At 69.8% G+C, this 13,788-nt stretch carries 11 protein-coding genes; 9 read left to right on the top strand and 2 right to left on the bottom strand.

Annotated features, from left to right (window positions below; translation table 11 throughout):
- Window positions 1-59: 59 nt before the first annotated feature.
- Together J2Z79_RS09045 and J2Z79_RS09040 are read left to right on the top strand one after the other, a co-directional pair.
- The gene (locus J2Z79_RS09045) at window positions 60-893 is read left to right on the top strand and encodes a lipoate--protein ligase family protein (protein ID WP_209466549.1); all 834 of its coding nucleotides are present in this window, start codon (window positions 60-62) and stop codon (window positions 891-893) included.
- 22 nt (window positions 894-915) lie between these two features.
- Window positions 916-2,154, top strand: a complete 1,239-nt coding sequence (locus tag J2Z79_RS09040; RefSeq protein WP_209466548.1) for a serine hydroxymethyltransferase — start codon at window positions 916-918, stop codon at window positions 2,152-2,154.
- Between the two features lie 62 nt (window positions 2,155-2,216).
- Here J2Z79_RS09040 and J2Z79_RS09035 read toward each other — a convergent pair whose 3' ends face one another.
- A complete protein-coding gene (locus tag J2Z79_RS09035) occupies window positions 2,217-2,702 on the bottom strand; it encodes an SRPBCC family protein (RefSeq protein WP_245302506.1) in 486 nt (161 codons plus the stop codon).
- Between the two features lie 81 nt (window positions 2,703-2,783).
- Window positions 2,784-3,989 carry a helix-turn-helix domain-containing protein gene (locus tag J2Z79_RS09030; protein WP_209466547.1) on the bottom strand — a complete coding sequence of 402 codons (1,206 nt, stop codon included), beginning with the start codon at window positions 3,987-3,989 and terminating at the stop codon, window positions 2,784-2,786.
- A gap of 311 nt (window positions 3,990-4,300) precedes the next feature.
- Between J2Z79_RS09030 and J2Z79_RS09025 the strand changes: the two genes are divergently transcribed.
- The 7 genes from J2Z79_RS09025 to J2Z79_RS08995 all read left to right on the top strand — a co-directional run bounded on the left by J2Z79_RS09025 (window position 4,301) and on the right by J2Z79_RS08995 (window position 13,474).
- The gene (locus J2Z79_RS09025; protein ID WP_209466546.1) at window positions 4,301-5,530 is read left to right on the top strand and encodes an MFS transporter; all 1,230 of its coding nucleotides are present in this window, start codon (window positions 4,301-4,303) and stop codon (window positions 5,528-5,530) included.
- A gap of 122 nt (window positions 5,531-5,652) precedes the next feature.
- Window positions 5,653-5,871: a hypothetical protein gene (locus tag J2Z79_RS09020; RefSeq protein WP_209466545.1), complete on the top strand. Its 219-nt coding sequence runs from the start codon at window positions 5,653-5,655 to the stop codon at window positions 5,869-5,871.
- A gap of 172 nt (window positions 5,872-6,043) precedes the next feature.
- Window positions 6,044-7,210, top strand: a complete 1,167-nt coding sequence (locus J2Z79_RS19165; protein ID WP_209466544.1) for an amidohydrolase — start codon at window positions 6,044-6,046, stop codon at window positions 7,208-7,210.
- Window positions 7,210-8,346 carry an amidohydrolase gene (locus J2Z79_RS09010; RefSeq protein WP_209466543.1) on the top strand — a complete coding sequence of 379 codons (1,137 nt, stop codon included), beginning with the start codon at window positions 7,210-7,212 and terminating at the stop codon, window positions 8,344-8,346. Before J2Z79_RS19165 ends, J2Z79_RS09010 begins: the two co-directional genes overlap by 1 nt.
- 320 nt (window positions 8,347-8,666) lie before the next feature.
- Entirely contained in the window at window positions 8,667-10,136 is a 1,470-nt protein-coding gene (locus J2Z79_RS09005) for a hypothetical protein (protein WP_209466542.1), read from the top strand.
- Window positions 10,137-10,217: 81 nt separating this feature from the next.
- Entirely contained in the window at window positions 10,218-11,801 is a 1,584-nt protein-coding gene (locus tag J2Z79_RS09000; RefSeq protein ID WP_209466541.1) for a hypothetical protein, read from the top strand.
- A 104-nt stretch (window positions 11,802-11,905) separates the two neighbouring features.
- A complete protein-coding gene (locus J2Z79_RS08995; protein ID WP_209466540.1) occupies window positions 11,906-13,474 on the top strand; it encodes a hypothetical protein in 1,569 nt (522 codons plus the stop codon).
- The last annotated feature ends 314 nt before the right edge of the window (window positions 13,475-13,788 follow it).

The raw sequence follows: 13,788 nt of genomic DNA, 5'->3' as shown, positions 1-13,788 counted from the left end.
GCGGTCCCCCGCTGCGTAGCATGACGGAAGGGGATCCCCCTGAAACGGAGACGTGGTCTATGGCGTTGGCGGAGAAGAACTGGCGGCTGCTGGACACCGGCCACCGGCCGGGGCCGGAGAACATGGCGATCGACGAGGCCATCGCCCGGGCCCACGCCCGGGGCGAGGTACCGCCGACCCTGCGCTTCTACGGCTGGGCGCCGCCGGCGGTCTCCATCGGCTACTTCCAGTCGATGCTGAAGGAGGTCGACCTGGACGCGGTGCGGGCCAGCGGCTACGGCTACGTGCGGCGTCCCACCGGCGGCCGGCTGATCTTCCACCACATGGAGCTGACCTATTCCGTGGTGGTGCGGGAGGAGCTGCTCCCCGGCGGGGTGATCGAGACCTACCGCGAGATCTCCCGGGGGCTGCTGGCCGGCCTGGCCGAGCTGGGCGTGGCGGCTGAGCTCTCCGGCGGCGAGCGCGACCCGCGCCGGGCGGACCCCGGCGGCTTCCACACCGCCTGCTTCGACACGGCCTCGGCCTACGAGCTGCAGGTCGGCGGCCGGAAGCTGGCCGGGTCGGCCCAGACCCGCCGGGACGGCGTGATCCTGCAGCACGGGTCGATCCTGCTGGACGTGGACGTACCGCTGCTCTTCCGCCTGATGCGCCTGCCCGAGGGCGCGCCGGCCGAGCGGCTGATGGCCCGGTTCCGGAGCAAGGCGACCACGCTCCGCGAGGCCCTGGGGCGGGAGGTCGGCTACGCGGAGGCCCGGGACGCCTTCACGGCCGGCTTCGCCCGTGCCCTCGGCCTGAGGTTGACCAGCGGATCCCTCACATTGGCAGAAGAAAAAGAGGCAGAAACGCTTGTCGCGACGAAATACGGAAGTGACAATTGGAACATAAAAAAATAGGTGCAGGGGGCGGCTCACGGTTATGGACGCGCTGAAGCGGTACGACCCGGAAGTGTATGCGGTGATCCAGCAGGAGGTCCAGCGGCAGCAGCGGAACATCGAGCTGATCGCATCCGAGAACTTCGTACCAACGGCGGTGCTTGAAGCTGCGGGCAGCGTGCTGACCAACAAGTACGCGGAGGGCTACCCCGGCAAGCGGTACTACGGCGGCTGCGAGTACGTGGACGTCGTGGAGAACATCGCCCGGGAGCGGCTGAAGGCGGCCTTCGGCGCCGAGCACGCCAACGTGCAGCCCCACTCGGGGGCCAACGCCAACACGGCGGTCTACTTCGCCTTCCTGCAGCCCGGCGACACGGTGCTGGGCATGAACCTCGCCCAGGGCGGCCACCTGACCCACGGTTCGCCGGTGAACTTCAGCGGCAGGACCTACAACTTCGTCCCCTACGGCCTGGACCCCGAGACGGAGCGGGTCAACATGGACGCGGTGGCGGAGCTGGCCCGGCAGCACCGGCCGAAGATCATCGTGGCGGGCTACTCGGCCTATCCGCGGGTGCTGGACTTCAAGCGGTTCCGGGAGATCGCCGATGAGGTCGGCGCCCTGCTGATGGTGGACATGGCGCACTTCGCCGGCCTGGCGGCCACGGGCTACTACCCGAACCCGGTGGAGCACGCCCACATCGTCACCACCACCACCCACAAGACCCTGCGGGGCCCGCGGGGCGGCGCCATCCTGTGCAAGCAGGAGTTCGCCAAGGACATCGACAAGGCGGTCTTCCCGGGCATCCAGGGCGGCCCGCTGATGCACATCGTCGCCGCGAAGGCCGTGGCGTTCAAGCAGCTCTCCGACCCGGCCTACAAGGAGTACTGCGGCCAGGTGGTCAAGAACGCCAAGGCCCTGGCGGCCGCCCTCGTCGAGCGGGGCTACCGGCTGGTCACCGGCGGCACGGACAACCACCTGATGCTGGTGGACCTGCGGCCCAAGGGGATCACGGGCCGCGACGCCGAGAAGCTGCTCGACCGGGTGTCGATCACGGTGAACAAGAACGCCATCCCCAACGACCCGGAGAAGCCGATGGTCACCAGCGGCATCCGCATCGGCACCCCGGCCATGACGACCCGGGGGCTCAAGGAGGCCGAGATGGTGCAGATCGCCGACCTGATCGACCGGGCGATCACGCACCGCAGCGACGAGGCCGTCCTGGAGCGGGTGAAGGCGGAGGTGCAGGAGCTCACCGCCCGCTTCCCGCTGGTCGTCGAGTAGCATGCCATAGGAACAGGTTGCGCCGGCGGGGGGATCCCCCGCCGGCGCATTTGGTACACTCCCTAGTCGTCGGCGTGCTCAGGCGGGGCGCAGCAGAGGTCGCCCTTGCCGGACTCCAGCGCGCCCTTCAGGCTGTCCAGGACGTGCCGCCAGGCCATGACGTGCCAGTTCCGGGCCTCGGCCCAGGCCTCGCCCTCGCCCCAGCCGGTATGTGTCACCGTCACTCGGGTGCCGCCCTCGGCGGGCTCGAAGGTCACCGAGACGGTCGTGAGGCGGTCGGGGTCGTTCATCACCGCGGCGAACTGGTCGGGCCCCTTCCAGGTGAATCCCAGGCGGGTCATGGGCTCCACCGCGGTGAAGGTGCAGCCCGCCGTGCAGTCGCGGGTGCGGTCCGCCGGGTTGAAGAACAGTTCGAATGCCCCTCCGGGGTGCGGCTCGATGCGGGCCGCCGGCGCAAACCACTGCGTGATGCGCTCCGCGCGGGTCCAGGCCCACCAGACCACGTCCTGCTGGGCTGCAACCAACACCTGCGTCTCTACTGCCTCCAAGTGCGTCCCTCCCTAGACGAATCCGGTTACTCCATATCTTAAAAAGACTCGTCCAGCGAGGAGGTTCGCCATGTACTGCCATTATCTTCCATCCGGCAGGAAGCTGCGCAGCCAGTTCCCGCCGAACCGGCGGATGGCCTCGCCGTCCACCAGCTCGATCCGCAGCCCCGCGACCTCGTCGCCGGCCCGTACCGTCACCGGCATCGGGTGCCAGTTCGCGAGGTCGCCTGTCGTGTCGACGTCGCCGTAGCCGCCGTAGGCGAATCCCGAAGAGAGGTCACCCGGGTAGAGCATGCGGGCGGCGAGGTAGGCGGCCAGCACGTAGTAGCGCCCTTCGGGCACGCGGCGCAGGGTGAAGGGCCCTGGGGCCGGCAGGGCCGTCCATGCCGCGGGGTAGGCGTCGGGAACCGGGTTGGGAAAGAGGCCGATGTAGAGCGCCCGGCCGGAGTGTTCGCCCCGGTAGAGCACCTCGCCCCGCACGGTGCCCGCCCGGGGCGGCGTGAGCCAGCGGGAGAGGGCGCTCGTCAGGCTGTAGCGGCGTACAGCCTGCCGCGCGGCCGGCGACTCGTCCGATTCGGCTCCTGACTGTCCGTCTGCCCCTTGCCAGGCCTCCGACACGGCCTGCGCCTGGCGCCGGAACTCACCCGGCGTGACGCCCAGGTAGCGCAGGAACATGCGGCGGAGCTGTGCCGGGGTGCTGTAGCCGACCTCCAGTGCGATGTCGTGGACGGCAGCGTCCGAGAGGACCAGCAGGGCCTTGGCGGCCTCGAGCCGGGCGCGCGTGCGGTACTCCTCCATGGTGACGCCCACGCCCCGCCGGAACAGCGCGCTCAGCCGCGTCCGGGCCAGGGAGGCGGCCCGGTCCAGGTCGCCCTCGATGTTGCTGCCCAGATCCTCGTGCAGGCGGGCCATCGCGCGGTGGATGGCCTGCCACTGGTCGTCGGAGAGCATCGCCCCGCGGATGAGCGGGAGGTGGGTCAGGTCGCGCCAGAGGGGGCTGACGTGGATACGCACCGGCTCTCCCGGCGTGACGGGGCGGCCGAAGCCGTAGATGCCCCCGTGGCTGCCCCAGCCCAGCCCGTTCAGGATCCCCCTGTCGTCGGCGATGCCGCCCACGGCGTGGACGTACCAGGACCCGTCGGGAACGTCAAAGCTGAAGTGCCCGGTGCAGCCCAGTGTCACCATTGCAGCGGGCTGCCCTGCGATGCGGGGGCCCGGAAACGCCCCGACCTGGAACACGGCCGCGCCGGGGCAGTTGCCCACGAGTTCGCCTTCCACCCGGAACACAGCGGGCTTCCTCCTCCAGTCTCGTCATCTCCGGCAGGCAGGCCCATTCCTGACACCGCCGCTATTTCTGTCGACGGAGAAGGCCTTCCTGTTATGCCGTCTGGTGCGCTGCGGTTGACGGGGGATGGGAGCCGCCGCACGTCACACATTCAGTGACGCGTGCAGAATGGCAGCGGTAAGCGCTGGGCAGCCCACCTGCCACTGGCATCCAACAAAACGTGCAAATAGATAAGATACTTTGTAGCTGCGATTGTAGATGAAGGCGTTCTATCGCTGCCGGTGTTCAGATCGTGTGAGAGGTGAGTGATGCGATGGGCGCCCTGACCCGGTGGACACGTTCAAAGCACCTGTTGATTCTCCTGGCTGCGAAGATGGTCGCGATGGTGAGCGTCCAGATCTACACTGTGCTGCAGTCCTGGCTCGTGCTGGACCTCACGGGGTCCACGCTGGCGCTGGGCACCCTCCTCATGATGACCACGATTCCCCGCGCCGTGCTGCTGCCTGTGGGTGGGGTCCTGGCGGACCGCCTCCACCCCCGGAACCTCGTCATCGGCACGGGTTACGCCTTTGCCCTGCTCCTGGTGCCGGTGGCCCTGTTGCTGCGGGCAGGAGGGCTCACGCTGGGCCACCTCGCGCTTGTGGCCCTGGGAATGGGACTTGTGACTGCGCTGTACATCCCGGCATCCACGTCGATCCTGCCTGACCTGGTCGAGGCCGGGTTCCTGCAGCAGGCCAACGCCGCAAACCATGTCGTCCTGATGCTCTCGTTCTTCCTCGGGCCGGCGCTGGCCGGAGGACTGATAACGGCGGCCGGAACGTCCACCACCGTCGTGGTCGTGGCCGGAGCATGTGCCCTGTGTGCCGCCGCCGCGCATCTGCTCCCGCGCCGCAGGGAGGCTGCCGAGCGCACCGAGCCATCAGGCGCCTTCCGTGCTTTTGCGGAAGGGCTGGCGGTTGTCTGGACCAACCGCGTTCTCCAGGGCTGCATTGCCCTGGCGGCTGTGCTGAACCTTGCCGTGCCGGGTCCGCTGCAGGTGGGTCTGCCCGCCCTGGCAGCAGACCGGGGAATGGACCCCAGCGGGTTGGGCCTTCTGATGGCCAGTTCGGGCCTGGGCCAGATCGTGGGGGCGGTGCTCGGCGGCGCCTTCGGCCGGAACGGCCGCCAGGTCGCCCGGATCATGGCCCTGGGGTTGGTCGCGGGCGCGCTGTGGACGGCCATCGGCTGGATTCCGCACGCGGTGGCGGTGATGGCCGTTCTGGCCGGCGCGGGGCTATGGCTGGGCATTCTTAACGTGGTGGCGGCAACGGCCATACAGGTTTACGCACCGCCGCATCTGCTCGGGCGTGTCCTCAGTCTGCAGCACCTGGGGATCGTTGGCCTGCAGCCTGTCTCCTTCCTGGTGAGCGGCTGGGTCATGGAGCCCTTCGGCACCCCGGCCGTCTTCCAGGCCAGCGGCGTGGTGCTGGTGCTGACGGCGGTCGTGGGGACCGTCCTGATGGCGCGGGGGCACGAGCGGGTTGAGGTTCGGAGCGCAGGGTAGGCGGCGCTGCCGCCTTGGCCTTTTCCAGCTATCGCGCCGGGAGCGTCGGCTCACACTAGCACCGGAGTCGGTGTCTGCGGGCGCCCGACCGGAACGACAGCACGGAAGCGAGGAGTGCGACTGTGGAGCATCAACATCTGGAACGGGTTGGCGAGGAGCTTCGCCGGCTGGGGCACGAGCGGCGGCAGGTGGTGGAGCAGATCATGCAGCATGCCGCAGCCGGTTCGCCGGAGGCGAGGAGGCTGTACGAAGAGCTGGACGAGATCAGCGGGCGGGCGATCGACCTGCTGGAGCACCAGCGTGCCCTGATACGCTCGGAGTTGAACGTGCCGCCTGGATAGGCGCCTGGCACGGTCCTTGAGCCATGCTTCGCGCCGGCGGGAGGCACTTCTCCTCGCCGGCGCACAGCTTGACGGTCCGCCCGGCGCGACCCTTGACCTCGGGGACGGCGGAAGGGACGGTTAACCCCACGAAGAATCAATACACCACGTGCTGCACGAGAGGAGGAGCGTGGTGCGCGCAATCAGCAACGCCCGGATCCTGACCGTCGCTGACGGGGTGATCGAGTCCGGCACCGTCCTGGTGGACGACCAGGGCAGGATCGCCGCAGTCGGGGCCCGGGTCGCCGTTCCCGACGGAGTGGAGGTCATCGACGCCGGGGGGCGGACCCTCACCCCCGGCCTGGTGGACGCGTTCAGCCACCTGGGTCTGATCAACGAGGGGCTCGGCTGGGCAGGCAACGACGCCGAGGAGACCACAGACCCCAACACCGCCCACGTGCGCGCGCTGGACGGGATCTACCCCTTTGACCGGGGGATTGCGGAGGCCCGGTCCGGCGGGGTGACCACCGTGCACGTGGTGCCCCGGGGCGGCAATGTGCTGGCGGGGGAGGCGCTGGCTGTCAAGCTGCGGCGGGCCGTGGCGGCCGACGACCTGGTGCTCCGCCGTCCGACCGGCATCGCCGCAAGCCTGGGCGAGCGGCCCAAGGCCACCCACGGCAGCGAGAAGCGGATGCCCGCGACGCGCATGGGCGTCGCCGCCGTGCTGCGGGAGGCCCTGGTCAAGGCCCAGGAGTACCGGCCGGAAAAGGAGCGTGACCTGCGCTGCGAGGCGCTGCTCCCGGTGCTGCGGGGCGAGCTGCCGCTGCTGGTGCAGGCCCACCGCGCCGACGACATCGCCACGGCGCTGCGGATCGGCCGGGAGTTCGGCATCCGCATCACTCTGCTGGGGGCGACCGAGGCTTTTCTGGTGGCGGACCTCATCGCCGAGGCCGGCGCGACCGTGGCGGCGGGGCCGTCGCTGGCGGCCCGCGGGCGCCAGGAGACCCGGGAAGTCGGCTTCCACCTGCCGCTGGCGCTGCACCGGCAGGGAGTTCCGACGGCCATCGTCACCGGCCACCCGGAGCTGCCGGAGCCCTATCTGAACATCGCCGCTGCCCTGGCGGTGCGGGAGGGATTGACCCCCGAGGAGGCGCTGCGGGCGGTGACGCTGACGCCGGCGCAGATCCTGGGCGTGGCCGACCGGGTCGGGGCCATCGCCCCTGGGCTGGATGCCGACCTCGTGCTCTGGGACGGCGACCCGCTGGAGCTGACGACCAGGGTCGCCTGGACGATGGTGGAGGGCCGGATCGTCTACCGGGACGGCAGCGCTGACGGCCCGTACGGGGAGGTGGAGTGCTGATGGCCAAGCTCGCGATCACCGGCGCGACGGTCTACCCCATCAGCAGCCCGCCGATGGAGGGGGCCGCCCTCCTGGTCGGGGACGGGAAGATCCTGGCCGTGGGGCGGGTGGAGGTCCCGTCCGACGCCCGGGTCATCGACGCCCGGGGGCTGCACCTGCTGCCGGGCTTCGTCGACCCGCACACCCACGTGGGCCTCTGGGGCGAGGGCGACGGCCCGCCCGCCTACGACGGCAACGAGTGGACCGCCAACACCACGGCGCAGGTCCGCGCGCTGGACGCCATCAACCCGTTCCACGTCTCCTTCGCGGACGCCCGCTCCGCCGGGGTGACGACCGTGCAGACGCTGCCCGGGTCTGGCAATCCCATCGGCGGGGAGATGGTGGTCATCAAGACGCGGGGCCGCACGGCGGACGAGATGGTGCTCCGGCAGCCGTCCGGCCTGAAGGGAGCCCTGGGCGAGAACCCGAAGCGGCTGCACGGGCAGAACCACAAGCGGATGCCGGCCAGCCGCATGGGTGTGGCGGCGGTCATCCGCCAGTATCTGGCCCGGGCCCGTGAGTACGACCCGGAAAAAGGAAGGGACCTGGGACTGGAGCTGGCCCGCCGCGTGCTCGAGCGCGCGGTGCCGCTCAGGCTCCACGCCCACCGGGCGGACGACATCGTGACGGCCGTCCGCATCGCCCGGGAGTTCGACATCGACCTGTCCATCGAGCACTGCACCGAGGGCTGGATGGTGGCCGACTTCCTGGCGGAGGCGGGCTACCCCGTGACGCTCGGGCCGATGCTGGGCGGGCGGTCCAAGGTGGAGACGGCCAACATGACCTTCCGCAACCCGGGCATCCTGGAGAAGGCCGGCGTCCACGTCTCGCTGATGACGGACCACCCCTTCGTGCCCATCGCCCACCACCGCATCCAGGGCGCCCTGGCGGTCCGGGAGGGGATGAGCGAGGCCGGCGCCCTGCGGGCGATGACCCTGAACCCCGCCGAGATGCTGGGCGTGACCCACCGGGTGGGCTCGCTGGAGCCGGGGAAGGACGCCGACTTCGTGCTGTGGAGCGACCACCCGTTCCGGGCGCGGGCCCGCGTGGTGGCCACGTACATCGAGGGACACGTGGTGTACGGGGCGGAGCCGTAGTCGAACACGTGCAGACCAGCGGACCTTCCCGCTGGTCTGTACGTGATCATGGGTGGCGGCGCCTGGTTCTTCTGGCTGCGCTAGCATCGCCGGGCCCGGTGTGTGCGCACCGGGCCTTCCTATCATGTGCCAGGATAATCCGCGCCAGGGATGTGACGTGCCGGGGACTACCCGTCTGGTGACCCTTGTTCAGGGCAGAAGCGATCTCCGTAACGTTTGTGAGTATTCGCCCGTTACTCTTGGTGCGGAGGTCATCACCACACCCGGGACTGGGTGAGCCATCCGCTTCGCCACCGTATCATCTCGGGCAGAAGGGGGTGTTGGCGCTGCGGCGCATCCTGCTCGTCCTCCTCGTCCTTCTCACCTCTGCCTCGCCCTGCCTGGGAGACACCGTGCCCATGGCGGCGGTGGGGCCGCACGTGGAGCCCCTGGACTCGACGACTGTCCGCCTGGCGGAGGAGCGCATAGAGATCCACCTGCGCCGCGACCTGAGCCGGTATCCCTACTTCAGGCGCGAGGCAGTGGGCGAGTACCGCATCTGGTTCCGGTTCGAGCCCGAGGCCGACGAGGCGATGACGGTCGGCTTCCCGCTCCTCATCTACGATCCTGACCAGCACATCTACGGGGAGCACATCCAGAACCTGCGGGTGGCGGTCGACGGTCGGGAGGTGGCCACCGAGGTCAGGCAGTCCCCACCGGAAGCGTACTACCCGTACACCGATCAGCCGCAATGGGCGGTCTTCCCGGTGACCTTCCGGGCCGGTGAGCCGCTGGAGATGGTGGTCAGCTACACCATGCCGGTCTCTCCGTGGGGCAAGGGGAGGGAGATCGGCAGTCCGTTCTGGGTCTCCTACGTCCTGCGCACCGGTGCTTACTGGGCCGGAACGATCGGCCGGGCGGAGGCGGTGCTGACCATGGACAGGCCCATCCAGGAGGGGGACGTCCGGGTGCAGGAGCACCGCGGGCGCGTCACGACCCCCGGCTGGACGCTGGAAGACGGGGCCCTGCGCTGGGTCTGGGAGGACGTGGAGCCCAGTTTCGACCTGCACGCCGTGATCGAGAACCCGTACTGGCGCGATACGGCCCTTGAGGTCCGGGCCACGCTGGACGCGGGTACCTACGACCGCGACGAGCTCATGGCCGCCACGTGGGATATCGCCATGCTGCTGGAGGCGGGGGAGGTGGGCAGCCCGCCCCTGCACGGCGGCGTCGCCCCGGTAGAGGCCGCCGCGGCGCTGGTGCCCGCCATGCTCGGTGCGGTCGAGTCGTATCTGGCGGAACACCCCGGAGGGTCGTACCTGAGTACCTGGCGCCCGTGGCTCCATTACGCGCTGGAGGGCTACCGGTGGAGCCCCGGGGCGCAGGAGGCGATTACCTCCTTCCTGGCGGCGGTGATGCCCGAGTCGTTCGGTTCCGAGTCTGAGGCCCGGGAGTGGGTGGCGGCCAACATCGGAGGCGCCCTGGCACCCGGGCAGGTCGACCGGCTGGTCGCCCTTGCGGTGGGACGCGTCCTCCCGACGGAGGCAGCGCCGGCCGCGCCAGCCGCACAGGCAAGGCCCGCACCGCCGGGATCTCAGGCGTCACCGGCACATGCGGCGGCCGTCGACACCGCGACGCCGGACCCGGGAGCGGCTGAGGACGCCGTGGGCCCCGGAATGGACAGCGCGGACGCCGGCCGGGACGGCCGAGCAGGCCTGATCGGCTCTGCGGGAGAATTCGTACTACTGGTGTGTGCGGTCGCGGCAGTGGCCGGCGTGCGGCGGCGGGGCACCTGCCGTGCACGGGGCTGACCGCTCCCCTCGACAAGTCCACGCAGATCGGTATCGTCAACCAGGCAACGGCGGTACGATGTGAAAAAGGGGATGTTGGACGTGCGCCGCCTGGCGATCGTGCTGCTCCTGCTGCTCGCCCTGGCGCCCCGGGCGCTGGGCAACAGTGCGCCGCTGGCATCCGTGGGGCCGGGCGTGGAGCCCATGGGCTCGACCACTGTCCGGCTGGCCGAGGAGCGCATCGAGATCCACCTAAGCCGCGACCTCAGCGACCCGTCCCGCTACGGATGGACGGCGGTGGGCGAGTTCCGCATCTGGTTCCGGTTCGAGCCAGAGGTGGACGAGGAGATGACGGTGGGCTTCCCCCTGAGCTTCTTCGCTCCGGACCGCTCCGTCTATGGCGCCCGGGTTGAGGATCTGCGGGTCGAGGTCGACGGCCGGGACGTCCCCGTGGAGATCCGGGAGTCGGCCTACGGCAAGGAGAACCTGGACGCCGACCCTGCGGACTGGGCGGTCTTTCCCGTCAGCTTCCGGGCCGGCCAGCCGCTGGAGATGGTGGTCAGCTACCGGATGCCGGTGGTCCCCTATGGAAAGGGACTCGCCGCGGCGTTCTGGGTATCGTACGTGCTGCGCACCGGCGCATACTGGGCCGGTACGATCGGACGGGCCGAGGCCGTGGTGACCATGGATACGCCAATCCGCGCAGAGGACCTCCTCACCCGCGACGGGGACTGGCGCAGCACGACCCCCGGCTGGACGCTGGAGGAAGGGGCCCTGCGCTGGGTCTGGGAGGACGTGGAGCCCGACTTCGACCTGCACCTGCTGATGGAGAACCCGTACTGGCTGGACACGTATCGCGACACACGCGCCATGCTGGACGCAGGGGTTGCCGACCGGGACGGGGTCCTGCAGGCGATGCATGCCACCAGGGTACTCTTCGAGGGCAGCCTGTCTGGCGATCCGGTCCCCCTGCGGGATGGCCTGACATCGCAGGAGGCCGCTGAGGCACTGCTGCCAGATGTTCTTGCCGCGGCCACGTCGTACATGGCGGATCAGCCGGAGGACATCACGGTGCGTGAGAATTATCTCGCGCTATTGCAGGACTCGGCTGTGGTGTGGCGGTACGACGCACAGGCCCTGGACTGGGTGTTGACGCTGCTGAGCGAAGAGCGGCTGGCGTACGCCCTGGCCGAGCTGGCTCGCTTTGCCTCCGGGGGCGAACTGCCGGGATACCTGCACGCCTGGCGCCCCTGGACCCAGCCCGGGCTCACGGACTACCCGTGGCAGGCCGAGACGCAGGAGGCAATCGCCACCTTCCTCGCCGCCGTGATGCCCCCGTCTTTCGCCACGGCCGCCGACGCCGAGAAGTGGGTGACGACGAACGCCGGCAACGCGCTCCCGACCGACCAGGCCGCGGCGTTGCGGACGCTGGCCATGGAGCGGGTGCGCCTCCCCGCGCCGGCAAAGGAGGCGGAGGGCGGCGCCACGGCCATCGTGGCAGCCGCAGGTGAGGCGAAGGAACCCACGACCGGCGGAGCGGCTGAGCCGACGGGTGGCGTGGCGATGATGATCGTCGGGCTCTGCCTGACGCTCGGTGCGACCGGCACGGCGACGCTCTGGGCATGGCGCAGTTCCCGGCGGCGTGCGCGCCAGTTCGACCGGCGAAGGGAGCCGACGGATACGTAGCGCGGTCCCCGCCCGGCAGGCTGGCTGTATCCTGTGGAACGCATGTAGGATCGGGAGCGTCCATCTAGCGGCATCGGTATCACGTGTAGAAGGAGATGTTTGACTTGCGCCGCCTGGCGATCGTGCTGCTCCTCCTGCTCGCCCTGGCGCCCCGCGCACTGGCTGACAGTGCGCCGATGGCGACGGCGGGACCGGGCGTGACGCCCATCGACTCCACCACTGTCCGGATGGCGGAGGAGCGCATCGAGATCCACCTGAGCCGCCACCTGAGCGAGGTGCCCTACTACACCTGGAACGCGGTGGGCGAGTTCCGCATCTGGTTCCGCTTCGAGCCCGAGGTCGACGAGGAGATGTTGGTGGGCTTCCCCCTGTTCGTCATCGACCCTGAGCAGTCCATCTTCGGCGGGCACATCCAGGACCTGCGGGTGGAGGTGGACGGCCAGGAGGTGCCCGTGGAGATCCGGAAGTCTGAGTACGGCAAGCGGAACCCGGACGCGGACCCGGCGGACTGGGCGGTCTACCCGGTCAGCTTCCGGGCCGGCCAGCCGCTGGAGATGGTGGTCAGCTACTGGATGCCGGTCTTTCCCTACGGCAGGACACACGACGCCCCCTTCTGGGTGTCCTACGTTCTGCGCACCGGCGCCTACTGGGCAGGTACCATCGGCCGGGCGGAGGCCGTGGTGACGTTGGATAAGCCGATCCGCGCAGAGGACGTCCGCGCCGACGGCAGACTGCACGGCACCACGCCGGGCTGGACCCTCGAGGACGGAGCCCTGCGTTGGGTCTGGGAGGACGTGGAGCCGGACTTCGACCTGCACCTGGTGATGGAGAACCCGTACTGGCCGGACACCGACCGCGAGATCCGGGCCATGTTGGACGCGGGGCTCGCTGACCGGGAGAGACTGCTGCGAGCCCTGAGCGGCACCTGGGCCCTGGTCGGAACCGATACCCCCCTGCGCGGGGACTTGGCGGCGAACGTGGCTGCCGAGGCCCTGCTGCCCGACCTGACGGCTGCGGTCGAGTCGTATCTGGCTGACCATCCGGATGATGTTGCGGTCCGCGACCTGTACCTGGAGCTCCTGCAGGACTCGGCTGTGGGCTGGGAGTACGCCGAGCCGCGCCCGGTCATGGTCCTGCGCAGCGAGGAGCGGCTGGCGCAGATGCTGCGCACTGCGGTCCGGTTCGGCGGCGACCCGGCGCTGCCGGAGCACCTGCTCACCTGGCGCCCCTGGATGGAGACCGCGCTTGAGGGCCATCCGTGGCAGGCCCGGACCCAGGAGGCGATCGCCGCGTTCCTGGCGGCCGCGATGCCCCGGTCGTTCGACTCGACGGAGGCGGCCCGTGAGTGGGTGGCCGCCAATGCCGGGGCCGCCCTGAGTCCGGCGCAGCTGGACGGGCTGTTGGACTCCGCCCTGGCGCGCGTAGCGCAGAGCGAGGAGCCCGGGGCTCAGGCGGAGACGCCGCCGGACACCTCCAGCGGCGATGACGAGGGGGCGTCCGCTGAACCCGAAGAACCCGATGGGCCCGAGGGTCAGGTGGGCATGGCCGTGCTCATCGTGGGCTTCTGCATCACCGCAGGCGCGGTGGGAACGGCGGTTCACTGGGCGCGGCGCAGCGCCTTGCGCCGCACGCGGCAGTCCAGTGAGCGGATCGAGCAAGTGGACCGCGAGTAGCCTCAGGAACGGGAGAGACCCGTGAACCACTGCACGGGTCTCTCCTTGTGCAGATATGGCGACGCCGCGTTGAGAGGAGAGGAGGTGTTCGCATGGGCGAGTTGAGAGTACTTGTTCTGCCTCACGCTTCTCTTGATCCTCATCGTGACTCTCCTGTCCGCCAGGTCCTAGCGGGTGGGGAACGCCCACCCGCCAAAACCCGCTTCAACGGCGTCGCCGGGGGCCGTCCCAAAAGCAGGTTGCTCTGCTGGGACGGCCCCGTTCCTTTTCGTTCGAATTGGGTTTTTCAGGTAGTCAATCGACCATCTTGCGAG

This window comes from Symbiobacterium terraclitae (assembly GCF_017874315.1).
Taxonomy (GTDB): domain Bacteria; phylum Bacillota; class Sulfobacillia; order Symbiobacteriales; family Symbiobacteriaceae; genus Symbiobacterium; species Symbiobacterium terraclitae.
This window is presented reverse-complemented; position numbering and strand designations above follow the sequence as displayed.